General features: G+C 60.1%; 26 protein-coding genes, 1 tRNA gene and 3 pseudogenes. 7 read left to right on the top strand and 23 right to left on the bottom strand.

Annotated features, from left to right (window positions below):
- Nucleotides 1-5: 5 nt before the first annotated feature.
- Complete coding sequence (locus tag HWX03_RS22290) at nt 6-266, bottom strand: pyocin activator PrtN family protein (RefSeq protein WP_175872694.1); 261 nt, start codon at nt 264-266, stop codon at nt 6-8.
- A 141-nt stretch (nt 267-407) separates the two neighbouring features.
- Between HWX03_RS22290 and HWX03_RS22285 the strand changes: the two genes are divergently transcribed.
- Complete coding sequence (locus tag HWX03_RS22285; RefSeq protein WP_175872693.1) at nt 408-983, top strand: Panacea domain-containing protein; 576 nt, start codon at nt 408-410, stop codon at nt 981-983.
- Between the two features lie 872 nt (nt 984-1,855).
- Here the strand turns inward: HWX03_RS22285 and HWX03_RS22280 are convergent.
- The 20 genes from HWX03_RS22280 to HWX03_RS22185 form a co-directional block, all read right to left on the bottom strand.
- Nucleotides 1,856-2,422, bottom strand: coding sequence for a hypothetical protein (locus HWX03_RS22280; protein WP_175872692.1), 567 nt, complete (start codon nt 2,420-2,422; stop codon nt 1,856-1,858).
- 302 nt (nt 2,423-2,724) lie between these two features.
- The gene (locus HWX03_RS22275) at nt 2,725-4,476 is read right to left on the bottom strand and encodes a phage tail tip lysozyme (RefSeq protein ID WP_175872691.1); all 1,752 of its coding nucleotides are present in this window, start codon (nt 4,474-4,476) and stop codon (nt 2,725-2,727) included.
- A gap of 88 nt (nt 4,477-4,564) precedes the next feature.
- Nucleotides 4,565-7,234 (bottom strand): hypothetical protein, encoded by a 2,670-nt coding sequence (locus tag HWX03_RS22270; RefSeq protein WP_175872690.1) that lies wholly within the window; start codon nt 7,232-7,234, stop codon nt 4,565-4,567.
- Between the two features lie 17 nt (nt 7,235-7,251).
- On the bottom strand, nt 7,252-8,196 hold the full coding sequence (locus tag HWX03_RS22265) for a hypothetical protein (protein ID WP_175872689.1): 945 nt from the start codon (nt 8,194-8,196) through the stop codon (nt 7,252-7,254).
- A gap of 3 nt (nt 8,197-8,199) precedes the next feature.
- Nucleotides 8,200-8,385 carry a hypothetical protein gene (locus HWX03_RS22260; RefSeq protein WP_175872688.1) on the bottom strand — a complete coding sequence of 62 codons (186 nt, stop codon included), beginning with the start codon at nt 8,383-8,385 and terminating at the stop codon, nt 8,200-8,202.
- Nucleotides 8,386-8,779: 394 nt separating this feature from the next.
- Nucleotides 8,780-9,733: a hypothetical protein gene (locus tag HWX03_RS22255; RefSeq protein ID WP_175872687.1), complete on the bottom strand. Its 954-nt coding sequence runs from the start codon at nt 9,731-9,733 to the stop codon at nt 8,780-8,782.
- A gap of 141 nt (nt 9,734-9,874) precedes the next feature.
- A complete protein-coding gene (locus HWX03_RS22250; protein WP_175872686.1) occupies nt 9,875-10,561 on the bottom strand; it encodes a hypothetical protein in 687 nt (228 codons plus the stop codon).
- Between the two features lie 7 nt (nt 10,562-10,568).
- Nucleotides 10,569-10,940 carry a single-stranded DNA-binding protein gene (locus HWX03_RS22245; RefSeq protein WP_175872794.1) on the bottom strand — a complete coding sequence of 124 codons (372 nt, stop codon included), beginning with the start codon at nt 10,938-10,940 and terminating at the stop codon, nt 10,569-10,571.
- Nucleotides 10,941-11,064: 124 nt separating this feature from the next.
- Nucleotides 11,065-11,553: a hypothetical protein gene (locus HWX03_RS22240; RefSeq protein ID WP_175872685.1), complete on the bottom strand. Its 489-nt coding sequence runs from the start codon at nt 11,551-11,553 to the stop codon at nt 11,065-11,067.
- Nucleotides 11,550-13,943 carry an AAA family ATPase gene (locus HWX03_RS22235; RefSeq protein WP_175872684.1) on the bottom strand — a complete coding sequence of 798 codons (2,394 nt, stop codon included), beginning with the start codon at nt 13,941-13,943 and terminating at the stop codon, nt 11,550-11,552. The genes HWX03_RS22240 and HWX03_RS22235 overlap by 4 nt, the downstream gene beginning before the upstream one ends.
- The gene (locus HWX03_RS22230; RefSeq protein WP_175872683.1) at nt 13,943-14,344 is read right to left on the bottom strand and encodes a hypothetical protein; all 402 of its coding nucleotides are present in this window, start codon (nt 14,342-14,344) and stop codon (nt 13,943-13,945) included. Before HWX03_RS22230 ends, HWX03_RS22235 begins: the two co-directional genes overlap by 1 nt.
- Complete coding sequence (locus tag HWX03_RS22225; protein WP_175872682.1) at nt 14,337-14,549, bottom strand: hypothetical protein; 213 nt, start codon at nt 14,547-14,549, stop codon at nt 14,337-14,339. Before HWX03_RS22225 ends, HWX03_RS22230 begins: the two co-directional genes overlap by 8 nt.
- Nucleotides 14,542-14,841, bottom strand: coding sequence for a hypothetical protein (locus tag HWX03_RS22220; RefSeq protein ID WP_244132746.1), 300 nt, complete (start codon nt 14,839-14,841; stop codon nt 14,542-14,544). The genes HWX03_RS22225 and HWX03_RS22220 overlap by 8 nt, the downstream gene beginning before the upstream one ends.
- Before the next feature lie 346 nt (nt 14,842-15,187).
- The gene (locus HWX03_RS22215; RefSeq protein ID WP_175872681.1) at nt 15,188-15,451 is read right to left on the bottom strand and encodes an XRE family transcriptional regulator; all 264 of its coding nucleotides are present in this window, start codon (nt 15,449-15,451) and stop codon (nt 15,188-15,190) included.
- A 150-nt stretch (nt 15,452-15,601) separates the two neighbouring features.
- The gene (locus HWX03_RS22210) at nt 15,602-15,838 is read right to left on the bottom strand and encodes a transcriptional coactivator p15/PC4 family protein (protein WP_043291418.1); all 237 of its coding nucleotides are present in this window, start codon (nt 15,836-15,838) and stop codon (nt 15,602-15,604) included.
- Nucleotides 15,838-16,557 carry a Rha family transcriptional regulator gene (locus HWX03_RS22205; protein WP_175872680.1) on the bottom strand — a complete coding sequence of 240 codons (720 nt, stop codon included), beginning with the start codon at nt 16,555-16,557 and terminating at the stop codon, nt 15,838-15,840. Before HWX03_RS22205 ends, HWX03_RS22210 begins: the two co-directional genes overlap by 1 nt.
- A gap of 3 nt (nt 16,558-16,560) precedes the next feature.
- The gene (locus HWX03_RS22200; RefSeq protein ID WP_175872792.1) at nt 16,561-16,821 is read right to left on the bottom strand and encodes an AlpA family phage regulatory protein; all 261 of its coding nucleotides are present in this window, start codon (nt 16,819-16,821) and stop codon (nt 16,561-16,563) included.
- 85 nt (nt 16,822-16,906) lie between these two features.
- Nucleotides 16,907-17,674 carry a hypothetical protein gene (locus tag HWX03_RS22195; RefSeq protein WP_175872679.1) on the bottom strand — a complete coding sequence of 256 codons (768 nt, stop codon included), beginning with the start codon at nt 17,672-17,674 and terminating at the stop codon, nt 16,907-16,909.
- An 18-nt stretch (nt 17,675-17,692) separates the two neighbouring features.
- Complete coding sequence (locus HWX03_RS22190) at nt 17,693-18,910, bottom strand: integrase arm-type DNA-binding domain-containing protein (RefSeq protein WP_175872678.1); 1,218 nt, start codon at nt 18,908-18,910, stop codon at nt 17,693-17,695.
- 175 nt (nt 18,911-19,085) lie between these two features.
- Nucleotides 19,086-19,160, bottom strand: a tRNA-Arg gene (locus HWX03_RS22185).
- 174 nt (nt 19,161-19,334) lie between these two features.
- Between HWX03_RS22185 and HWX03_RS22180 the strand changes: the two genes are divergently transcribed.
- Complete coding sequence (locus tag HWX03_RS22180; protein WP_175749782.1) at nt 19,335-20,480, top strand: site-specific integrase; 1,146 nt, start codon at nt 19,335-19,337, stop codon at nt 20,478-20,480.
- A 193-nt stretch (nt 20,481-20,673) separates the two neighbouring features.
- Here HWX03_RS22180 and HWX03_RS22175 read toward each other — a convergent pair whose 3' ends face one another.
- On the bottom strand, nt 20,674-20,874 hold the full coding sequence (locus HWX03_RS22175) for a hypothetical protein (protein WP_175749781.1): 201 nt from the start codon (nt 20,872-20,874) through the stop codon (nt 20,674-20,676).
- A 130-nt stretch (nt 20,875-21,004) separates the two neighbouring features.
- On the opposite strand from HWX03_RS22175, the pseudogene HWX03_RS22170 reads away from it, so the two are divergent.
- From HWX03_RS22170 to HWX03_RS22150, 5 genes and pseudogenes are all read left to right on the top strand, one after another.
- A pseudogene (locus tag HWX03_RS22170) lies at nt 21,005-21,328 on the top strand (Clp protease ClpP); the annotation flags it as partial.
- Between the two features lie 30 nt (nt 21,329-21,358).
- On the top strand, nt 21,359-21,703 hold the full coding sequence (locus HWX03_RS22165) for a head decoration protein (RefSeq protein WP_059463537.1): 345 nt from the start codon (nt 21,359-21,361) through the stop codon (nt 21,701-21,703).
- A gap of 73 nt (nt 21,704-21,776) precedes the next feature.
- Nucleotides 21,777-22,370, top strand: a pseudogene (locus tag HWX03_RS22160) (major capsid protein); the annotation flags it as partial.
- 1 nt (nt 22,371) lies between these two features.
- Nucleotides 22,372-22,626: pseudogene (locus tag HWX03_RS22155) on the top strand (hypothetical protein); the annotation flags it as partial.
- Nucleotides 22,623-23,303 (top strand): phage baseplate assembly protein V, encoded by a 681-nt coding sequence (locus HWX03_RS22150; RefSeq protein ID WP_175872677.1) that lies wholly within the window; start codon nt 22,623-22,625, stop codon nt 23,301-23,303. The pseudogene HWX03_RS22155 and the gene HWX03_RS22150, both read left to right, overlap by 4 nt.
- Here the strand turns inward: HWX03_RS22150 and HWX03_RS22145 are convergent.
- Nucleotides 23,287-24,129, bottom strand: a complete 843-nt coding sequence (locus tag HWX03_RS22145) for a hypothetical protein (RefSeq protein WP_175872676.1) — start codon at nt 24,127-24,129, stop codon at nt 23,287-23,289. The two genes, HWX03_RS22150 and HWX03_RS22145, sit on opposite strands and share 17 nt — an antisense overlap.
- Nucleotides 24,130-24,143: the final 14 nt, after the last annotated feature.

Here is a 24,143-nt window from a genome sequence, read left to right as displayed (position 1 = left end):
CTCGGTTAGGAGTTCAATTGTGCGCACTCCTTCACCGCAGCTGCCCGACGCTCGTCGATGTAGTTCGCCAGATCCTGAATGTGGACGCCCTTCGCACATTTTTGCGATTTTTCCATCCGGATCAGAGGGAGGGGAATCTCGCCTGCGGAGATCTTCCTTACGAGCGTCTGCACCGTCATCGCGCCGAAGTAGTCCCTACAGACGAGATCGATTGGGACAATCGCGGTCGCGTTGTACTGAGCCATCAGCAGGAAGACAGTGTTCATAGGTGGGTTTCTGATTAATTGGGGTTGCATCACTTTACCCATGCGTGTCAACTTTGTGCGACTGCGACCGTTAACCCTATGGACAGAGCGTTGTGACCTCGGTACGCTCATAACAAGGCCTATTGACGGCTAGGAGGTTCCATGTTCCCGCACCTGTACGACGAGAGGAAGGCAGTAGATGCCGCGATGTATCTGCTCGTCCGCGCTCGTGCCCCAATGAACGTGGTGAAGTTGAATCGTCTTCTGTATCTCGCAGAGCGTGAGTCGTTTGCTCAACACGCAGAGCCGTTGACTGGCGACCAGCTGCAAGTTTTCGAAACATCCCCTGTTCTATTCGCGACATATCAGCGTCTAGCTGGTGACGTTGCTGGCTGGGAAGATCGTATCTCCTACCTTGCGAATCATGAGATCGATGTTCGCAGGCCGATAATGTCCGAGACCCCCGAAGAGTATTTTGATCGCTCGACGAGGCTCAGCAGCGCGGAAATCGCAATCCTCGATTCGATATGGGAAAAGTTCGGTGAGCGCAATCATTACGCGCTGACCGACTACCTTCATATGTCCTGTCATGAATGGACTGACAAGCAGGGCAATCCGACCGAGGTGTCGCATAAGCGCTTGCTACGAGAATTGAATTATTCGGATTCCGCGATTCCGGAAATTATGTCTCGCCTTGGCGAAATCGCTCAAATAAACGCTCTCCTCACACACGCGTGAGTACGCCGAACGGCTGGGCAATCCATGCCGGCGCAGCATTTTTGGCACCGAGCGGCCCTGGGAATCACAATCATCTTTTCGTGATTCTGAACGATCCCATGCAGTTTCCGAACATGGGAAGCCAAGCCTGTGTATGCGTTGTGAATTTCTCGACGCCACCCACCGGAATCCCATACGATACGACGTGTGTGTTCCAAGCTGGATCACATCCATTCATCCAACACGACAGTTACGTCTACTACGCCCGGGCTCGAGAGATTTTTATCAGAGACCTTCAGGCTAATATCACGAATGGATTGTACGTCGGGTATTTGCCAGACTTCACGGCACAACAACTTCAATTGATCAAGGTCGGCCTACAGCAGTCGTCTAAGACACCAAAAAGCATCATCAACTTACCAATCTAAGGGTAGTCATCCGCGCGCCAGTCAGGAAATGCGCACGCGAGGGTTTACCTCAATTTATCAGGCGAGTAGTTGTGCGAGGATTGGTTACTTCACTTACGGGGAAGGAGACCAAAATGGCAAATTACAAGTATATAGACTATCTGAATCACAGTAACCATGAGGCATTCGATAAGATCCACGAACCCGGGCAAGCTGCCCCGCATTCAGGTATCTACCGCTGCGAAGGATGTGGGATAAACGCAGTTTCGACGTTTGGTAATTCATTGCCCCCACAAAATCACCATCAGCATACGGCGGCACAGGGGCGCATCCGTTGGCGTTTGATCGCGGCTACGCATTAATAGAGCTTTGCCCGTCTACGTTGGTGGCTCCTATGGGGTAGACAGGATACGGCGGCCGCGATGTGCCCGGCCGGCGCTTGAGCCGGCCGGCGATCGGATTCGGTATCGGTACGTGGTGACCCGTTCAATCGACGTTATCGAACTGCACCTCCGGCTCGCCGAGCTGCGCGATCTGCTTGTGGACATGGGCGACCAGTGCCGCGGTGATCTTGTCGGCCTCGATGCCGAGCTCGGAGGCGATCAGCGGCCCGACCTTGGCCGGCCAGTTGAGCCACGCATCGCGCTGAGCCCGGAATTCCTCGAAGAGGACCGTGCTCGCGGTGTCGAGCTCCACCAGGGCGCCGGACTTCTTCTCGAAGTCGAGGCGATGCAGTAGGGCGAGATAGACTTCCTTGATGCGTCTCGCTTCGTCGAAGCTCGTAGCATCGACGTCGATCTCGCCGGTGAGGCGTTCAGCGGCCTGGTCGAGCGATTCGCCGGGCTGAATCTCAATGTCGACTACCGCATCTTTACCCACACCGGGCTGAACGGGCGAGCCTCCGCGCCGAACTCGGCCGAGCCGAGCCAGAGACGCATCGACATCGACGCGCGCTCCCTGCATCACGAGCTTGCCCTCGCGCTTCCAGTTGAGCACGGCCTGTCGTGACACGCCGCAAAGGTCTGCAAACTCCGACTGCTTCATGAATGCCATATTGATTTCCTCCGACAGGGTGCGGCGGCACGGCCGCGAAATTGGGTGCTTGTTCTCGTTTGCCAGTCAATTTGTCAACCTTCTGTCAAGCAACTTGACAGAATTTCGCCGGTCAACCAGCACGCAAAAATCTTTACGTTTCATGAGGTTAAGTCCGTTTTGTCAAGCAATAGAATTTCTCTATCGACGATTCTGTCAAGCAAATCCGGAAGTTCGTAGCTGGTCGAAATCCGCGCGTCTGAGCTCCCGCCCGCCCTGAGCTTTCGGGGAAGTACCTTGGGCCGCCTGGTCGACGGCCGGCATTACGGCCCCATGAGTAACGAGTGCCCGATCTGGCCGGTCGCCATCACTTCGCCGTTCGAATGCACGCTCGCCCGCGTGCCATGCGGCGCGCCCGGCATGTGAATCGTGACCTCGAGCTTTTGCGTTCCGTAGTTCCCGCGGACCGCCGAATCGATTTCGGCAGCCATCTGGCCGCGTCGATATTCTTCCCGCGGATCCTTCGGTCGTTCATACAATCGCGATACCACCCCGCCAGAGCCCACAGGCGAGTCTTGTGCCATGAGCTCGATCCCCGCCTGGCGAGCGCCCTTGTCCGGTCCGTAGCGAAGCTCGTGGTCGACATAGTCGAGTTGCTGCTCAAGTGTCGAATTCCGGATGTCGATTCCGAAGATCTTCTTGAATGCCGCTTGGCGATCCTCATGCCACTGGGCAACCCCGAATGCATGTCCGTTGTCACCGATAGCGCGAGGGTTGTATCCGCTCTCTGGCCAAAGGCTGCTAGCAATCCCGGACGCTTGTGGACGTGTCCAACCCTTCATCATGAAGTACTTGACGACATAGGGCGTCATCGGGTCTTTGGCGGCACCTTCGCGGCGCTTCTTTCCAATCGGATCCCCGTCCCACACATCGCCAGGCTGGGTTAGGCGGATGTCGCCTTCGCCTTGGTTGAGTCCTTTGCTATAAAAGGCGGCTATGGAGCCAGCGATGAGCGGGTTCGCGGCCAACGGCATCAGGATTGTGGAAAGCGTCGTTGCTTTCCCGATCAAAGATGCCAGCCCAGCGATCGGCCCGGCAAACGTGACTGCTGCGACAGCGAGAGCAACGCCCTTGACGCCGCCCAGAGCCTCACCGACGCCCGCAATGGATTTTGCGGTCTTGTCCCAGTCAACGTTGTCGATCCAATGCGCGATTTTCGGACCGTAATCGTCAGCAAGCCGCGCAAACTCATCGACGGCTCGACCAAGCGCCGGCGCGAGGGCAGAGCCGACCGAATTTTTCAGTTTGTCGACCGATGCATCGAGCGTGATCATGGACTGATTGAACTTCTCGCCCTGCGCGATCTGCTCCGGCGACATCGTCGCGTGCAATTCATCGAACTTCGCGACGAACTGGTCGATCGTGCCGCGGCGAATCATCGCCTGGATGCCGCCGAGCCCGAAAATATCGAGGAACTTCCGCTGCGCCTGCGTGTTCGTGATCTTCGATGCCGCCGATGCAACGTCGCGCAGCCCTCGTACGACGTCGACCGTGCCATCCTTCAGGCGATGGATGCCGATCCCCTTGTCGGAGAGGACACCAGCGACGAAGTTGTTCCGCCCCGCCGACGCATCCTCGAACGCATCGCCGAGCGACTGCATGCTGCTCGTCATCGCATCGGCCGACAGACCGGCGACGCGAGCGGCGCCGCGGTACCTCTGCAGGTCAGTTGTCGTGACACCGATCACGCTCGACGTGTTGGCGAGCTCTGCAGCAGCGCGGCCCCAGCTCGTCGCAAACGCCGCGATCCCCGCCACGCTCCCAACACCGACGATGGCCGCAAGGGGCGGCGCAATCGATGCGACACTGCGCGCGACCGTCTGCGCCGACTTCCCGACCGATTCGAATTTCTTGCCGAGCTGATCGAGGCCGGTTTCCTTGTTGAAGGCGGCCACCGACGATTTAACGTCGGCGATCGGCTTCGTGATCTTCGCGATCGATTCGTTGACGCGCTTGGCTACAGCCGTCGCCTTGTCGGTCGCGTTTATGACGATGTTGAATGAGTTTGTTGCCATGGGGGCTTTTCCTTTGGCGCTCCATTAGTCGCAGATCAGTCGCAGCGCTCATCACGAAAAATCGAACGAGCGCTGCGCTGGCAGGAGATCAATGAATCCGGTGAGCGGCCAAAAACCCGGTGGCCGTTACGCTTCCTCCGCCGAACAACGCCTCGCCCGTCAGATAGACAGACGCACTGGAGGTGAGTGTGATGAACTGCATGGGCGCATTGGCGGTCGATGCAAGTCCAGAGCCCACCGTGCCGCTACCCTGGAAGTAGGTACCTAGGGCGGGAAGGGCACCAGAATTCTGACTCGCGCCAGCCAGCCACGAATTCATCGTTGCACCGGTACCTGTCGAGTACGTGGCCGATCCCCAAACCAGATACACGCCGGCCGTCAAATTGATGCTCGCGAGATTGGCGACCGTCCCAGATGTCATGCTGGTGTTTGAGAACAGCGATGACTTCACTTCCCCAACAGTCCCAGCGGATGCGGCAGTGCCAGCGGTCCCCGCGAAACTCGTCGTTCCGGATGACGTGAGGTTCGTGAATGCCCCCGCTGCCGGCGTGGTCTGGCCTATCGGTGCGTTGACGCCGGAACTGTTGACTTGTGCGGCGGTGGCCCCATTGACCTGAAAGTTGTACTGGCCGCCAGACGGCGTACCAAATAGCAGGCTGCCAGCAACATTCGAGGTGACAAATGCGGAATATTGATTTGCACCGGAGAACCACGTCGTGGCGTAGTTGAGCGGCATCGACAGCGCATTCCGGCCGGCTGCCGGGTCGAGCGACCCGCTTGCGAACACGATGCCGTTTTCGAACGCTTGGTTGTTCGGCACGATGTCGATTGCGGTCGTGCAATTCTGATCCGTCGGGCCGATACCACCAGGGCCTCCGGAGCCGCAGTCGATGCGATGCGCGATAGTCGCATTGATCGCGTTAATCGTGTAGGGGTCTTCAGGGCCAGTAGCCCATGCGCTCTCAATCGTCTGCTCGAACTGAATGTGCGGACCGTGGCCGGCCGTCGCGGGATTCAAATTGCTTTGGAAATATGCGACCTCGCTACCATTCGGATTGCCGCTATCGGCATAAAACAATGCTTGCAGCGGAAACGCGACCGCGCCACCAGTAGCGTCAGACGTGCGAGATGCGACGGTTATGCCGTAACCCCCACCAGGAGGCGCAATGATCTGGGCTGCACTCGTCAACCGGTAATCCTGGCCCGTCGAAATCTGATTCAGCCATGCAGCCGAATTCCCTTGAGCGGCGCTTCCGACTTTCAGGGTTTGCGTACCGACGTCGCTCGCCAGGATTGTGGAGGTTGGACTGTATCGTTGCTGACCAAATTGCACCGCGACTGGCGTCGTGTTGGTTGCGTTCGCAGCGCAACTCATCGTGACGGTTGATCCAGAGATCCCGGTCACGTACACGCCCATGAACCCAGTTTCATTGCCTCCGCATTGATTGGGGGAGAAGCTCCCGTAGATCCCCATCCCGACCGCGATCCCGGTCGAGCTCGTGACCGTGATGCTCGTCGAGCCGTTCGTCGTCGTGGCGGTCGTGCTGATGGGCGCGACGATCGTCGGAAACACCGACGTGCCGATGCTCGTCGGAGTACCAAGACCGGTTGTGCCGGTCGACGTGAGAGTCGTAAAGGCGCCCGAGTTCGGCGTAGCTGCACCGATCGCGGTGTTGTCGATGCCGCCGGCAGACGAAACATTCCCGACGTCGGAGATCGTTACAGGGCACGCGGTATATGCAGAATTGCAAAACTGCAGGTATCCGCCATTGGCGCGAATCGATTTATTGGGAGTCGTCGCACCATTGCCGGCAAGCAGAATATTCGCGCCATTGCTGCCGGCGTTCGTTACCGACAACGTCGTCGGACTGTTCGTCGAGTCCGAGACGAACAGTCGAGCATTCGCGCTGACGGAGCCGCTCGCTGAAACCGTTGTGAATGCGCCAGTGCTGGCTGTCACGTTGCCGATGGCCGTGTTGTTGAGGCCACCAGACGCCGTCATGCTGCCCGCATCGGTCAGCGAGAAAATCGAATTGCTGAATGCGTCGTTGATGATGCTGAACGTACCGCCGGCGACACGGATCGTTTTCGACGGCGTCGTCGAACCGTTACCGATCAGCTTGACGATCGCACCATTGCCGCCAGTCGTGCCATAGATGTCGAGTGCGTCGGTGTTGTTGCCATTCGATACGGTCAGCGTCGTACCATTACCCGTGATGCTTGTCGGAGCGGTGAACGTCGCGCCGGCGATCGTTGGATTCGTGCCGAAGACCAGCGAGCCGGAGCCCGTTTCGTCCGATACAATGCTCGACAGCTGCGCCGACGTCGTTGCCGCGAACTGGTTCAGGCCGCTCGACGTCAGTGCGATAGAGCTCGCGCATGCAAAGCCGGTGCCAGACGTCCAGCGAAGCGCATTGTTCGCGCCGCTGCAGCTCGGCATGGTGAATGCCGTCGGGCTGGCGGTCGATCCCGTTGCATTGGCGATGACCGTGTTGGCAGCCTGCGTCGCGAGGCTAGGAAGCGTGACGAGGCCCGTGGCCGTCAGAGAGCCGGTAACGTTCAGTGCCGTGAACGTGCCGGCCTTCGGGTTCGTGCCTCCGATCACGGATCCGTTGATCGTGCCGCCGGTGATCGTGGGCGATGCGATGGCGGCATTCAGATCCGTGGCTTTCAGGACCTGGCCGGGATTGAATTGAGCATTCGCCGGCGTACCGACGAACATAGCCATCACGCAGAGGAGTGCGATTGCTGCTTTCATCGTTCGCATGATTCACCTCAGCTACGTTCGGTGACGATCAGAATGCCGTTTCGACCGATGGCGCCCGGCTGCCCCGCACCGGATCCGCCCACCGCGGCACCACTCGCGCCCGAACCATATCCGGTCCCGGCTTGACCGGCGCTCCCCGCGGCCACGGACGCGCCGCCGGCGCCATACGGCGTATCACCGCCTTTCCCGCTCACGCCGGCCGACGTCGATGCGAAAACCCCCGACTCAGCCGCATTCCCGCCGCTCCCAAACAGGTTGCAACCGGTCGGCGCAGCCGCACCCGCGCCAGCGCCGACGACCGCAGGGGTTGTCACGCCGTTCACGAACGACGACGGCTGGCCGCCAGGCCACGAAGCCAGTGTCCCGAACGTGGTCGCGGAGCCGTTTCCGCCGTTCGTCGGTGCCGCAGTGCCTGCAGTACCTCCGACGCCAATTGCGATCGTCTGCGTGCCGCTGAAGCCGGAGGTCAATCTCCCCTTACCCCATGCACCGCTGCCGCCCGAGGCGCCCAGACCGATGGTGCTCGGACCCTGACCACCGGCACCGCTGCTGCCCGCACCAGCACCGCAACCTTCGTATTCGATGGAGGTCGTGCCGGGGAGGGCGGTCCACGACGATGCGCCTGTCGTGGTCGGCGCGCCGCCGTCGACGGACACATATTGAACGCCGCCGACGTTCGCGTAGACCGACGTGCGGAGGACACGACCCGGTTGCTCGCCGAGCAACGTTTGAATTGCGGCGGCGATTTGGCTGTAGTTCGTCTTGCTCGGCGTGATTCCGGCGGCCGTCAGCACGTTCAGCAACTCTTGCTGAACCATGTTGAGCCAGTCAGCGTCGAGGATCGTTGCGGCCTGTCCGGTGGTCGGGTTGCCGCTCGTGAAATAACCGGGAGTGCCGGCGGGCGCCGGCGTCGGCATAGCCGAGACTGCTGTAGCTTGGTCGGTTCCGTACATGAGTTACTCCGCAGCGTTCGTGGTCGGCTGTGATTCGTCAGCATCGGGCTTTGCCGCATTGCCGTTACAGCGATCGCCGGTGCGCAAAACACAGCGCTGGGCGTGATCCGTCTGGCCGTCTTCGGCGTACAGCAGCGCGTCGCCGTTTTCTTCAGAATTCGATTTTTCTTCGTAGTCCTTCGTTTCCATAAGACTTCTCCTTTCATTCGATAGCGTGTGGTCGTTCCTAAGGGATTACTGCCGCCCGCCGCGGGGTTGGCCGGCCGAAAGGCCCGGAAGGGTGCCCGCTTCCATGAACGTCGACAGCGCTGGAGTTTTGACCCACCGCCAGCTGGGGCTTCGCACTCAACGCCGGCGGCTGTTTCGTGGGGGGCTGCTGTCCGCGTCAATCAGTCCATCTCTGATTGCGGCACTTCTTCGCATAGTCGCGATGTGGATCCCGCTGGCCGTTCTGACCGTGACAAGGCCTTTGCGTCTGTTCTCGGTGATCACATAGGTGTTTGGATGTGCGGAGATACGCTTGTTCATCGCTTCAGTTCGAGCAGCCGAAATCGAATTCGGGGTCTTGTTCATCGTTCAACCCTCACTGCTCGGCTGACTGCTGCGCGTCGGTGATCGCAGCAGTCATGTTCATTTCCTGAGCTTGCTTCCACGTCCGGAAACCACTGGAATCGCCCTTGATTTCGTACGGCTCGGCGAGTGCCTCTTCGATCGTCTTCATGCGCGCCGGCGGTTCCTCGGGCCCCTCCGGTCGATCGACGCGGCCGCCGGGGCCGTCCCACGCACCCTTGCGGACATACGGGGCGGGGCGCTTGGCGAGTGGCACATACGGGCGGTGCTTCCGCGCGAGCGCCAACACATCTGTGATCGGTCGCATTGCTTCGGAAATCAGCGTCTCCGCTGCTGCGGTGTCGTCGCTTCTGAGCTCCAGTAAGTTGGTGGACGCTTCGTAGGTACCGGAGCGCGTAGTGACACGCATGCAATGATCGAGATCGGGAATGAGTGCGCTCTGCAGGAAGTCGGACGTGCGGTCATCTCGCACGAGACCATTAAGTGCTCGAACCTTCGCGTAAATCAGTTGCAGTTCGTGGACCTTGTCGCGCAGCTCTTCGGCAATGTCGGATCGCAGCGACTGCGAAGCGATACTGGCCTCGACGCGGACGAAGCCAATGGCGATCTCGATTTTTTCGTCGAGGCCCGGCGCCAGTGCTTCGAGCGTATCGATACGCGCCTTCGCTCGACGTACGGCGAAATCTTTCTCTGCGATGACGCCGTCCAGCACCTTGATCTGTTTCTGCTTCGCGGGAAGCTGCGCTTCGTCGACGAGCACCACTTCGGCATCGAGGGCCGCCATTTGTTGGCGAAGATTCGAGAGTTCGTCCTCGAGGAATTTGATTTCCGACGGGGCAACATTGACAGCGTCGTCGAGTTTCTTGCGTTGGTCGAGCAGCTCGCGCAGATTGCTGATCGTCTCAGCGTCGATGCTCAGATTGGGCGTCGCCTGGGCGGCGATGCCGGACTGGTGGGGGCGTGGCATAGAGTCCTCTCGGTCTGGGCGCCCGCGTGAGGCGGTCGCAAGATGTTGAGGACACTGTAGTTACGGTGGTCGGTCAGCGCGACCGTACGGTGACCGTATGGCCACCGCAGTGTGTAATGCAGGGGAGGGGGAGCGCTGCGGTTAATCGCGAGGGATGGGGAACCATTGTTCAGGCGCAATATCATCGCTCTGCCCGAGACCGTCGAGCACGGGCAGCGAATCGGGATAGTGCTTTTCTAGTGCAGCTTTTGCGCCCTTCCAGGTCAATTCATTCAGCGAGCGCAGGTAGACGGTCACACCGCCGACGTTCCATCTGGCGACAGGCCTTTTTCCTTTTTTCCGCCTGAATTTCACAAGCTCAGCGTATCGATCTGCATCGTTCAACCGACGTTTCAGCCATTCGCCGTCGCGACCAGCTACCAGATAGGGGCCGAGTGCATCCGCCAGTTGGGCGCTGGTCGGCCATTCGGATTCAGCGCCGTCGCCGCCTTGGGCCGCGTCCGCGGATTGCTCCACGATTTCGGAATCGTTCTGGGCGGATGGAACCTGAATTCCAACCCCCTTCGCCTGCAACCACGCATTGAGATCTGCAACGCTGACGACGCACCAGTGCGAGGTCATGTAGGCGGCGATGCCTTCTTGCCTGATAGGCAGCCTGCCATCCGGCTCGCGATAGACGATCTCGTTTTCGCAGACTGCGTTCTGAAGTGCGGCGAGGTAGCGCCGCTGGACATCGCCACGCGGATCGTTGCTGTCGTCGTCAGCATCGGCAGGATAGAGCGCCGCAGCGATCTCCGTGGCGGCCTCGTTGAGCGTGTAGAAATTCATTTTTCCCTCAAAGGTCGTCGTCCGTGCCGACCGCCGCGTGCCCGCCTGATGCGGGCGGATGAATGGCCTTCCGCTTGTGCTGCACGTGGTACGCCGTCAAAAGCCCGTGAGCAACCATATCGAGTGCCGGCTTCACGAGCCCGTTCTTATCGGTCCAGACCTTCGGCGTGAGCGCGCCCGAAAGCGATACGCTATCCGTGTCTCCGAGAGCGAGCAGCGCTGTCTGTACCTCGTCGTTGAAGGCAATCACATTCACAAATAGCGATTCGCCGTCACCAGCAGTGGCGCGCACCTTGCACGTCACGTACCGCTTTCCATTCTGTCCTGTCCCGATCTGGGCTTCGCCGTAGAGGCGGCCACTTATCAAGCCATCGATCATCATTTACCCCTCTGGTCGTAAGTCGCGGCGAGCAGAGCTCTGCCGCAGCCAAATATGATCCCATGTCGTCAAATTGACGAATCTTTCCCTCGTTGCCGGTCGTGACGGCTCGTATTGATGGCGATCATCGATCGAACCTCCATGCCCGCCGGCTCGCTGCTTGCCTGGCTTCCGCTTCGAGTCGAGCAACCCGAAGCCGCTCACGGAAGTGTGCAAGATCCGGGCGCAACGTTGAGGGAGGTTGGCGCTCGACTGCTTCAACGATGATGTCGTAGTCATCGTCGGGCCAGCGCTCAAGCCGCGCAAGCTCGTCGACGACATCGAGTAGCTCCCGCTGCATCGATTGCAGCTGTTCCGGCTCGAGGGCGGGCATCCACGGCAAATACAGGCCGCCATCCGAAGAGCACAGCGCACCAATGCAGTCGGCCGGGATTTGCTGACCGCCGTCCGTAGCGGCAAGCAGGTACGCCATGATCTCCGGCTTGCGCGCGGCGATCTCGGGCTTGATTGCCGCGATCGCATCGGGCGGCCCCTTCATTTTGACAACGTCTCCCGCGACGCTCAGACGTATGCCCAGCGATCTGGCTTTGCTCAAAATCGCAACAATGCTCATACGTCGTCCTCCAGTTCGGCCGCCGCCGCGACGTCACCGTCAAGTCCGCAGCCTGTCTCAAGTTGCGGACTTGATTGCGGAGTTGATTCCCTTGATGGGTAAGGGTTTGCGGTCAAGTCCGCAACTCCGCAATGATTTCCTGAGTGTGCGGAGTTGACGGTGGATTGCGGACTTGTGGCGACAATGTCGGCAACTCCGTCAACCGACTGCGGAGTTGCGGACTTGGCGTCTGAGCCCTGCCGGATAAGGGATTCAACTCCGCAATCGTCTTTGCGGAGTTGAATCCCTTGCGGACTTGAGACGAGCTGAAAGTGCGGAGTTGAATCACCGTACTTGGCGTCGTGATTATCCCAAATCCATCCCCAATCCTTGCCATGCTTCACGGCTCGGATTTTATTGCCGGCCTTCACCTCGGCGGCCTTGGCCGCTTCCACCATGCGCCAGCTCACGCCTTCGGCCTGGGCCGCCGCTTTCATCTCCTTGGTGCTCATGAAAGGCGTTAGCCATTCGTAAAGCATGCAACGCGCCCGCTCGAACTTCGATTCGCGCTCGTTCTGCTCGTCGGGGCCCTGGTCGTCGGCCTCCAGTTCGCGGAGGATCTCGCGAGCCGAGCCATCGAGAGGCTCGCCCCATGCGATTCGGCTTGATGCGAGACCGTCTTGAGCGTCGAGCGTTTCGATCGCATACTCGAATCCCCCGGAATCGCCGGCGATATTGCATTTCGACTTGGCGAAGATTCGGCGGTCGGACGCGTCATCCTTGCCGGCCACAAGAATCATCCGCGCAGCGGCGCCGAATGCCTGCGAGCCAAGAATGCGTTCAGTCGGCGATGAGCCCTTCGAGCCCTTCGAGAAGTGCGTGATACCGAGGATTGCACATCGGTGGGCGGCCCCGAGGTCGATCAGCGGCTGAAGTGATTTCCGAACGTCGCCGGACTTGTGAGAGTCGCCGGCGACCACACTGATTATCGGATCGACGACAAGCATGCTCGCACCGCCGATCTGCTCGATACGCTCGGCGAGAATGGGAACGTCGCGGCTCGGATCGAATGGTTGGAGCGCGCCCGCCTCATCCGTGATCGATTCCACGAAGAACACGCGCCTGAGATCGGCGCCGGCCGTCATGAGGCGAGGAACGAGCGTATCCGCGAGTCCGTCTTCGCCGGTCCAGATCAAAACGTTCCCCGGCGCATTGCAGCGCGCACCGTCCGGCCACTCTGCGCCGTTGGAGATGGCAGACGACAGCGAAATGGCGATGGTCGTCTTTCCGCACCCAGGTTGCCCGGCGAGGATCGAGAGCTTGCCGGCAGGCAGCCAGCCAGGCCAGAGCCAGTGAATCGGCTCCGGCACAATGTCGGCTGCGCAGGACAGGTTGACGGTCGGCGCAGTGCGCTTCTTCGGGGCGGTGGCATCTTCCGGCGCAGTCGCCGCGTCGACGCAGCGTCGCACCGCCTCGAGCCCGGCGAGGCAGTGCAGGTCATTGAAATCCGATGCGTGGTCAGGGCGGTCTTTACCGAAGTCAGGCACGGCCAATAAAGCGCCGATCGCGCGCGCTGCCTCGGTTGCCTTGTTCATGCCCGGATTACCGGCCGTCTCCGTGTCGTCATCCGCACAGAGCACGATGGGCAGCTTAGGATGTTTTTCGCGCCAGGCGCGCGCGACGTTCGGCAGGTTGCCGGCGTTCATAGCCGCAGCGACAGGGTAGCCAGTTGCTTCGTGAAGTGAGCAGGCCGTCGCATAGCCCTCGCAGATCAGCAGCGGTGCCTTGACATTCGGCTTGACTCCGGCACTGACCGCAACGAAGCACCCGCTGATTCGGCCGCCTGCTTGGAAGGTCTTGTGACCATCCGCCTGGATGTATTGCGCGGAGTGGTGCTCGCCGTCAATGTCCTGCAGCATGACGACGAGCTGATCGCGCAGTTGCTTCGCTCCGTATGACTTGATCCGCTTCGCGCGGACGTAGGCGTGATCCGCGCGAACGGTCTCGGCCCTCTCCCAGAGGTTGCGTGCATTGGCGGCCGCGTCAGCCTGGGCGTGTTGGCGGAGCTCGGCCGCGGCAGCCGCTTCGCGATCGCGCTCAACTCGGCGGCGCTCGCGCTCGTCGGCCGACAGCGCGGTCGTGGGTGCGCTTTCACGGTAGCCATGCTCGATCGCTCGCTTGAACAGGCTGGCGATCGTGATTCCGCCTGAGCGAAACGATTTCCAGACCGATTTCGCATCGGCCTCGCTGTAGCTCGATGCAGAACGTGACCAGTCGTCCCACAAATCGAATCCGGCTTCGCCGAGCTCGGCCTTGATAGCCATGCCCATCTGGACCCAAGTGTCGCGGTCACCCGCCGGCACATGGCTTAGTGCCGCGCGGATGCGTTCTTCGTCTGCATAAACGCCCATCAAACCTCCTCGAGCGTTGAGGACTGCTCAGCGGTCCGGATACGACGGGAATTGCTGGTCTCGAGTTTTTCCATCAGTCGAAAGCGCAAAATGGATTCTGATTCGCTTCCGATATGAGCCATGCGTGCGATCGCCTCGACCTCGTCGGAGATGCGATAGAGCAATGCTGTCTGATCTGCATCTTGAAGAGATCCACATTGCGGCTTGCCATCGATGCCGCGGTCGCCGTCAATTAGGCCGGCAACGTCAGCGATGTGTGCGCTGAGTTTGAAGGCCGCGTTTGCTGCTTCGTCTGCCGCCCCGGACAGATACATCAGATCATCGTCGGACGCCGTATTCGTATCCAACCGCCCCCAAAAAAATGCGAGCAATCCGGCTGCGTCAGGTTGCCGCTTAGACATGGTGAACCTCCATCTGTGCGATTTTCCCCATCGCGGCTACGTAGCCGCTTGCAATCTCTTGCCCCAGATTTGCCAATTGATACGCGTAGCAGCCGGATTCGAGCTCACTGCGGATCGCATGGAACATCGCTTCGAGTTGCTCGAGTTGCTGGATGGCGGTCGATGCAAACGGTGCCGCCGGATGTGCTCGGTCCACATTAGCCATGCGACACCTCTCCATGAACGATTGCGGAAGCAATGCGGCGTGCGAAGGCGGCATTGAAAGCAGTACGGCGGTCCTCATCGGTCGGTGCCGGTTCCAGACCGGCCAACAGGTACGCGAAGCGGTGATCACGGAAATCGGCCATGCTCCGCGCTGACTGCCCGAGCCAAAGCTCAGCTGCTCGAGATCCAGCACGAACGAAGAGGGGAAATTGCAGGCCGGCGGTAAGGGCCTGTTCGACTCCAGCCGAATCGCGCAGCGATGCGCGGACAATTTCGAGAATTGACGAGTTCATGCGCGCACCTCCGCAGCTTTACGGTCGGTGTGGGAGGCAGCTTCGATGCGACGCTTGAACGAGCGTTCGAAAGCCGCGAGGCAATCTGCGTAGGCGGGGATACGGCCGAGGCCGGCGACGAGATTGTCGAACGTCGACCGACACCATTGGTTCGGGCGCGACGTGGGATGAGTCGCCAGCCAGTGTTCAGCAGCACGGGTGCCGGCAATCGCAAACAGATCCGGGCTGACGGTCAGCGTCGGCTTTGCTTGCCGACCGGTGCGCCAGGCGTTCGGGATAAGGTCGAATGGGTCAGCCGACCGGGTGAGGGCATTCGGGGCCGCGGCAGCGAACGTGCCGCCGACAGTTACTCGCCGTCCAGCTCGATCGTCGCGCCGACGTCGCGCATCCGGTTCAAGATTCGGTCGAGCGTCTTCGCATCCAGCTCGAGCCGAGCCATCGCGAAGAACAAAATGTGCGGACTGACTTCGCGTGGAGCCTCTCCGCCCGTGTACTTCCGCCATTGCCGCCCACCCTGCACGCCGAACAGATCCGCCATCTGCGCGCTGCTGAGCTGCAGGGTTTGCTTCAACTGCTCCAGATCGCTGGGAGTCGGTGGGGTATATCGCATGGGAGATAGGGCGGCACAAGGCCTCCCAGAACGGGTGCGTCATTTTTCGGATCCTCTCGGCTGTGGTGGGCCGCGCGAGAGCGCAGCCGCTGATGCACAAGATAGGCCCAAAAGCCCTATGCGTCAAGATTGATTTCTTGTGATTTGCCATCAGCGCAACCCTGCCGGATCTGCCGCTTGTGCAGCCAAGCGGAGCGCCTGCATGACTTCGCCAACTTGGTCGGGGCGCAGCGAGACGCCGGCGCGGCCCGGTTTCCATTCGCCGTGTTCAGCGGCGAACCATATCCGGAGATCGATGAGCATGCGGCCGCGGTATTCACCGACCGTTACGCGGAGGCGTTCCGAATCGGAGCGTCGAATGTCCAGAAATTCGGTGGATGAGGTCATCACACCCCCCCGAGAAGACGGCCGGCCATAGAGGCGTACTCCTCGGCAGCCTGCTTCGCCGCACGGTATGCGCAGCGGTGATCGTCGCCAGCGGCCATTGACCGGCGCAGCGATGCGCGGATCACCTCCTGCGTTGCCGTTAGAATTGCCCGCTTGGTTGGATTCAACGATCGGCGTTCGCCGGCTCGCAAGCCGCAAACCTTGTTGGCAAGCTTGTTGACGTTGCAGTGGAACACTTCGTCGCCAGCCACGCTCCCGGCCTCTTGCGCTCGCCGGGCCATCTCGGCTACCTCATCGTGCAGAGCGTGGTAGCTCGGCAGATACACCCCGTCGTGGAGAGCCTGACGGCTCCTGGCGTCGCGGAACGCGATCACCAGCCGCAATTTCAACGCACGCACGCGATCGGTGTTCCGGCTGTAGGTCAGCAACAAATAGCACTGGTCTTCGTTCAGCAGCGCGTAGCGCTCGGGGCGGCCACCGAGCGAGCCGCGGGGCGGTTTCCCGGTTTCAAACCGGAAAACCCCCAGCGCTTCGAAGTCACTCGAATAGCTCTCGAGCAACTCACGCACGTGTTGATGAGAATTCTCCAAATGCTGGGCGAGGATTCGACTGTCGACACGGGGCTCGCTGCGTGACTCATTGAGGATGAGTGCGGTAAACTCGCGCTGTTCGACGGCGCTCGATTCGGCTTTGCTGGGTCGGGCGTTTTCTTTTTTCATTGCTTAGCCCTCCACCCGGTAGTTCGACGGATCGGCGAGCCAGCGGTGAATTTCGCGATTCGGCCATGCAATGCAACGCTGCGAACCTAGTTGAACGCGACGCGGGAAGCGGCCAGCGTTCTCACGCAGACGGATGGATTCTCGAGAGAGCGGGACCAAGCGACTCAGATCCGCCCAGCGGGAGTAACCGTCGAGCGGGAGCCCTTGGGGTGTCGGATTGAGCGGGCCGGCATTGGGTTGAAGTGACGGTGCCTTGGCAACCATGTTGTAACCTCGTAAAAGGTTGTTGAACATGGTTCCCGATTATTGTCATATCCACGCGCCGCGAAATCTCCGGCGCGGACACAAATCAATTATTTGCCGGCATTTTTGTCCGCGTTCGGTCCCAAGCCTTGCGGAGTGCGTCACTTGTGACAGGGGTCAGCGGGTTATTTACCTGGGCTATGTACGCGAGTGCTGCGTGCCTAGGCTTAGATAAATGGGAGTTTAGCGACGCCACTACGGCGACATAGGCTTGAATCGCGGCATCCGCGCCGTCCGGCTGACCATATGGGTACTTGGCTGCAGGATCGATAAGGTCGAGTAACCTCTCAAGATGAAATAGCGCCATTCGTAGGTCGCTACTAGAAGCGCGGAACTTTACGGCTTCTTCGTGCGCGTCTCCTCCGGTGGCTACGGCGTCCCGCAGGAGGTTGCGGAAATTTTTGTGTGCGCCGGAAAAGAGAAAGGTGCGGATGTCGCGGACCTGAATCGCGAGATCGCTATAGATCTGACGCTCTTCGGCTACCGAAAGATCACGAGATCCACGCTTTCGAGCGCCAGTTAATAGCGGAAACGGATTGCGCTCCGCGTTATCTGGCATCACCAGAAAGAGTGTAAGAAGTCGATCGGGGGAGTGAGCAGCTCGCTCAAGGGCCAGCCATTGCCGTTTCAGTTGATCGTCTTCGTCCGGATTTTTCTCCCAGAATGATCGGAAGCGACGCGCGCGCTCCACCAATAGGCCGGAGCGCGGGGTTCCGACGCGCGCCAATTCGGAGACGTGGCTTGCGACCACGGTCGGGAGGTGGCACTCCGCCCAGTAGTTTGGATCGGATTCGCGAGTCTTCTTGCTGCGCACCGAATGCATATGGCAGATTTAGGTCATTGCTGACGTGATTGGGATAACGGCAGCGCCCGCCCGCAGTTCATCAAGACGGTCAGCCCAATGCTGCATCATCTTACGGCGTTCAGGCACGTATTCAGCATGAACGTAGGCTGCCGTTACCTGGTTGCGTTCTGCGTGCGCCATCTGGCGCTCGACGACGTCGCGGCTGTATCCCAGTTCGCGTAGCGCCGTCGCGGCGAGGCCACGGAATCCATGCCCGGTCATGCGTGATTTATAACCCATCCTGTACAGGGCATACAGCATCGTATTGTTTGAGATGTGGCTGCGGCCTTGTACGCTATAGAACACGAACCGATGCTGGCCATTGATCGCGCGGAGCTCGGTGAGCACATCGAGGGCCTGCCGAGAAAGCGGCACAATGTGCGGATCGCGCATTTTCATGCGCTCCGCTGGCACCCGCCACTCCGCAACATCGACATCGATCTCTGGCCACTCGGCCTGGATCATTTCTTTTGTCCGTACGAACGTCAGCGCCATGAATCGCAAGGCGAGTCGCGTGACTAGATCGCCGGAATATTCGTCAATGTCGCGCATGAGCTGCGGGATCTCGGTAGCTTTCACTCGAGCCATATGCTGGACGCCGGCGCTCTTCTTCAAAACCGTTTCGGCGTCGATGTCGGCCGCCGGATTTCGAGTACAGCGGCCGGTCATGATGCCGTACTGGAACACGGCGCGCGAGCGCTGCAGTACTCGCTTGGCCGTCTCACGAACGCCTCGAGATTCGACGGTGCGGATGATCGCAAGCAACTCGGGCGCATCGATGCTAGCAATAGGGCGACGGCCGAGTCGAGGAAACACGTCGACTTCGAGGCAATTGATGACCTTGCCTGCATACACCTCGGACCATCCACCGCGCTGAGTCTCAAACCACTCGCGCGCAACGATTTCGAACGAGTTGGCGGCGGCCCGTTGTGCAGCCCGCTTGTCGGCTTTCTTGGCTTCGCTCGGATCGAGGCCTGCGGCGAGCTTTTCGCGCGCGCTATCACGTCGACCGCGCGCTTCGGCGAGCGATACGTCTGGGTATGTACCGAGCGCCAGGCTCTTCTCTTTGCCGTCGATGCGGTATTTAAAAATCCAACGTTTCCCGCCGGCCGGCGTGATCAGGAGCAGCAGTCCGCCGCCGTCGTAAAGCTTCTGCTGCTTCTCCGCTGGCTTGGAGGTGCGGACCTTGAGGTCGGTGAGCGCCATGTGCTGGAGCCTCGGGGGTTGTCTAGAGGGGGTGTTTTGCGAAGCCCCCAAAAGAACCCCAATTCGGGGGTTGTTTCCACTGGTGGTCGCTGGTGGAAGTTTGCAACAAAAAACCCCGCACAGCCAAGCGTGACGGGGTTTATGTGGCGAAGCTGGTGAAACTTTGGGGGTTCTCTGGTCCCCCCGACAGGAATCGAACCTGTATCTAGCGCTTAGGAGGCGCTTGTTCTATCCATTGAACTACGGGGAGCGGATAGTTTGAGCGGGATAGACTCAACCCTTGTGAATCAGACTCTTAGCCTTGTCCCGTGTGCCTTTCCGGGATTTTCGTCTTTCCGCGCATGACGCGAAATGACGGGTTGTGAAGCATAGTTTAACGCCCCGCCTGCTACAATTCTGCTACAAATCGACCCTGTAGCAGCGTATGTGGATGACGCATTGCTACAGTCCACAAACGGGGTGTTTCATGGCTTCGATCCTCAAGATCGGCGACCGCTGGCGTGCTCAAGTCCGCCGGCGGGGACAGAGTATAGCAAAGACGTTTCGAACCAAGGGCGCGGCCGAAGCATGGGCGCGAGAGATCGAGGGCGGTATCGACAAGGGGCAAGCCGCCGTCGACGAGCAGACGATCACGGTCGGCGAGCTGGTGCGCTTGTATCGAAACGCTCGCAACGATTCCGGCCGGCCGGTCGCCGAGAAGTCGAACGAAGACTACATGCTCAAGCGGCTCGAAAGTCACTTTGATGATGAGGTGGCGGCGAAGCTATCGACCAAGCGGCTGGTCAAGTTTGCCCAGGAGCGAAAGAAAGAGGGTGCAGGGCAGTACACGATCGACATGGACATATCCAAGCTCGGGACGGTGTACAAACACATGGCCTCGCTGCTCGACCTGCGGTTGCCGCACGCTCCGAGTATTGCGCGGCCGACCCTCGATCACCTGCAGCTCATCGGGCCGGGGAAGCACCGCGATCGGCGGCCGACTCGTGAAGAGATCGTGAAGATCTTCGAGTGGTTTGCGGAACATCCAGAGCGCGAACAGGCGGTGCCGGATGTCATCCGCGTGGCGATGAAAAGCGCATTCCGGCGTGGCGAGCTATTTCGGTTGACGTGGTCGGATCTCGACGTCGAGCGACGGCTCGCGCTTGTCCGCGATCGCAAACACCCGCGACAGAAGAAGGGCAACGACGAGTGGGTGCCGCTGATCGGCGACTCGCTCGAAGTGTTGCTGCGTCAGGCGCGATATCCAGTGCCACCGGCATACGAGGCGAAGCGCAAGGCGGACCCGAAGATCGAGCCGCATCCGAACGAGTACATTTTCCGGTTCGACAAGAGCACGGCGAGCAAGTATTTCAAGCTGGCCTGCGTCGACAAGGGCATCGTCGACCTTCGGCTGCACGATCTGCGGCACGAAGCGACGAGTGCGCTCTTCGAGGGCGGGTGGGATATTCCGGAGGTGGCTGCCGTTACCGGCCACAAGGATTGGCGTAACCTGAAGCGGTACACCAACCTGCGGCCGGATCAGGTGGCGAAGAAAGGGCAGGAGAGGGTGGCTGCAGCGGACAACGATTGAGTGGGGTACTCCTCTCGTTAGAATGCGGATGCGGGTTGCCGCTATAACCGACATTCGACGAGAGGCGACCTTATGGAACAAGACAAGCTTGATACTTTGCTGGTAACGCAGGTGCTGATTCTTGCGAAGTTGATACAGGGTGAGAGGGACACAAACACAACGTCGGGTTATTACCTTCCCGAGGCAGTGAGACTTATTTCCCAATCGCGCGAGCGCATTCTGCAGATGCTGTCCGAAAATCGTTCGTAGAGCAATCGAGGACGAGTTGCCCGTTCAGCCAGCCTTCAGCCTGACGAAGAACATATTTGATGTTGCCGAGCGACATACCGTCGAAATGTGTTCTGAGCAGTTCGAGCGCTCGATAGCGGGCTTCTTCTTCGCTAATTGGATTCAATTGGATACTCCAAAGTAACTTGGGGATTAGGCTGCCATGCGTCGCGCTTCGGCAGACATTTGGTCGAGGTAGTCGGCGACAGCGTCATATGCAGCGAATCGACCGCCGCCTTCCTTGTACGTCGGAATGCCGTGACGCGCGCATCGAGCATTGCGCCGAAGGCATCGTGCTGGCGACCGGCCTGCGGGATCGCGCGACAGTCGACGCGGCCATCCGCAACGCACAGGACATCGCGGGCATCTGTCTGGCCGCGAGCCTGACCGAACTGACGGCCGGTTTTGTCTCGGATGGCCTGTCGCCCGATCAGGTCCGAGCGCGGCTGTTCGAGCGCGTGACGGCCTCGCAGAAGCCGATCAACCATCGTGCTGCCCCGGTTGCGTCGCAAGACGCCCCCGTGGTCGCGAATGCGCCGCGTGCGGCGTCGATCTACGCGGCTCGCAAGAGCGGCAAGTAACTTTGACGTAACCCGAGGAGGGGAAAACTCATGTCGAATGTGAAGCAACAAGGGGTGCTGCCGGCCGAATTTCTCGTGTCGGAGGGTAACGGGCAGATCTCGCGCGAGCGGATCATCGTGAAGGCAGGTCCGGCGCTGCCGGCCGGGCAGGTGCTCGGCGTGACCAGTACCGGCGAATACGCGCCGTACGACAACGCCGCGAACGACGGTTCTGAAGTCGCCGCAGCGGTGCTCTACGCGCCGCTGGCTGCGTCCGAAGCGCCGCGACCGGCGACGGGTGTCGTTCGGTTGGCTGAAGTCGCTGGCGGGCTGCTCACGGGGCTCGATGCAGCCGGTCGCGGGGATCTCGCCGAGCGACACGTGATCGTCCGCTGATCGCATCACACCCCATTCAAGGCCACGCCGACCGCGTGGCCTTTTTTGTATCCATTTTCATGTCGGAGGTTGTATGGCGGATATCGCCCTGTTTCAAGACGACGCGTTTTCGCTGTCGTCCCTGAGTGCTGCGATCAACGAGCAGCCGTATGTTCCCGGCCGGATCGGCACGCTCGGGCTGTTCGAAGAGGACGGCATCACCACGACGACGATCCAGATCGAGCGCGACGGCGACACGCTGTCGCTCGTCGCGTCTGGCCAGCGCGGTGCCCCCGCCGCTGTTGTCGCGGGCAGCAAGCGCAACATGATCCCGTTCAACACGGTGCATCTGCCGCAGCGCGCGGTGATCATGGCCGACGAGATCGCGAATCTGCGTGCGTTCGGTTCCGAAACGGAGCTGGAGGCGCTGCAGACCGTCGTGAATCGCCGACTCGCGAAGATGCGTAAGCAGCTCGATGCGACGCACGAATTCCACCGCATCGGCGCAATCAAGGGCGCAGTGCTCGACGCGGACGGCAAGACGGTGCTGATCGATCTGCTGAAGTACTTCGGTATCGACCAGACGGTCATTCCGTTCGAACTGTCGACCGCGACCACCGAGATTCGCCAGAAGTGCGTCGAGGTGCAGGACGCGATCGAAGATGCGCTCGGCGCGATGACGTACACGGGTGCACGGCGCGACATGGGGGCTGCCGATGACGCCCGGCAAGCAGGTCGGATCGGCCGGTGAAGATCCGTTTCGGCCCGAGCTGGATACGTATCTCGTTTGGCTTGTCGAGTGGGTGCACGAATTCGACCTGGGCGATGCGTACGAGCCGCCGACGAAGGGGCGTGCGGTGGTGTGGGGTGTCGATCCGGAGACGGGGCCGGGGCACGAAGACCACTACTGGAATCCAGCGGAACAGGGGCGGGGTGACGTATGAGCGACTTCGAGCTTGGCGAGATGGATCGCCGTATGGCGTGCCTGACGCAGTCCGCGGTCGTGGAGGCGATCACGTACGACCCGCCACGCGTGAAAGTCCGCGTCGGCGATTGGGTAAGCGACTGGCTCAAATGGCAGGCCGGTGCCGCCGGCAAGGTTCGGCATTGGCGTCCGCCGTCCGTCGACGAAGAGGTCGCCCTGTGGGCACCGTCCGGCGATCTAGCCGGTGCGTTCGTCGCGCCCGGCTACTACACGGAGCAGCACGGCGGGTCCGGGCGGTCGAGTCCTGATGAGACCGCGACCGACTTCCCGGACGGCGCATTCGAGCAGTACAACCATGCGAGCCATGAATACGTGCTGTCGGTGCCGGCCGGTGGTCGGATCGTGTTCCGCATCGGTGGCACGGAGTTCGAGTTGAAGGCGGACGGCGCAATGCTGCGCAGCGCGAAGTTGCTAGCGGACGTGCCGGACTCTACGTTCACGGGGAACACGACGACCGAACAACTGCTGACGTTCAACGGCGGCATGCAGGGCAAGCCGGGCGAGGGGGGCGGTGTCGCGATGAAGATCGCGGGTGGCGCTGAATATACCGACGACGTTGTTGCCGGCGGTAAGTCGCTCACGAAGCACAGGCACCGTGAGCTAGGTGATGGCGAGCTGGTCAGTCCGCCCGTTTAGAGCCTTCCGGAATATTGCGGGGCAGAACGCGCAGTGGCATTTTGAGGCCGACCAATCGCTCGGGTGAGCAAACGGAATCGATCCCATCGAGTCGAATTGCGGTTGCAGCATTTCGGGCTTCGTCTCCTTTGAGGTCGAAAAGAGGATGCAGCCTGATGTCTCTCGCAAAAAAATCCATGCACATCCGGATCGCGAATAGCCTTGATCCAATGGTGAATGGCTCCTGTGGCTGTTTGGCGGAACAGACGAGACTAGCTCGCCCATTTTCTTGGCGTGGTACCGCGTTGTTGAAATACGACTGAAAGCAGTTGTCCAACTGCTCGGTACCAATTTTCATAAGGCTGCCAATTTTGCTAATCGTGCTCGCGGTTTCGCCGTGTATGAAGCGTTGATTAATCGAGACGTAGTCAAAGGATTGACGTTGAATCCATGTTGCATAAGCAGCCTGATAGTCCTTGTACGACTGCATGCGAACTGCATCTGTAGGCCGAGATTGAAGTGTAAGCATCGCATGCTTCGACGCGGCAGCATAAAGCTCGAACGAGGAGAGTAGATCATCGATAGCGGACCGTAGTTGATCGTAGTCGTGGATCGTCGCTTCTCGCTGTCGGCGCTCGTCGTTGATCTTCTCGGTGAGATGCGTCGCGAGTAAACCGGTAAGCAGGAATCCGACTACGACTAGCACAAATTGATGCTTCAGGAATGCGTTGATATACGGCCAAATCGACGATAGCACTGCAAGAAATTTATGAGCAATCGAATCGCTCCGTGTTGCTTCAGGTTTCTTGGTACGTCGCTTGATTGTCGTTCTGCGTTGTGTGGTCATGCGTAGGCTCCGTG

The organism is Burkholderia sp. BCC0397, from assembly GCF_902832865.1.
Classification (GTDB): Bacteria; Pseudomonadota; Gammaproteobacteria; order Burkholderiales; family Burkholderiaceae; genus Burkholderia.
The sequence above is the reverse complement of the archived record's forward strand: the minus strand, read 5'-3'. Positions and strand labels throughout refer to the sequence as shown.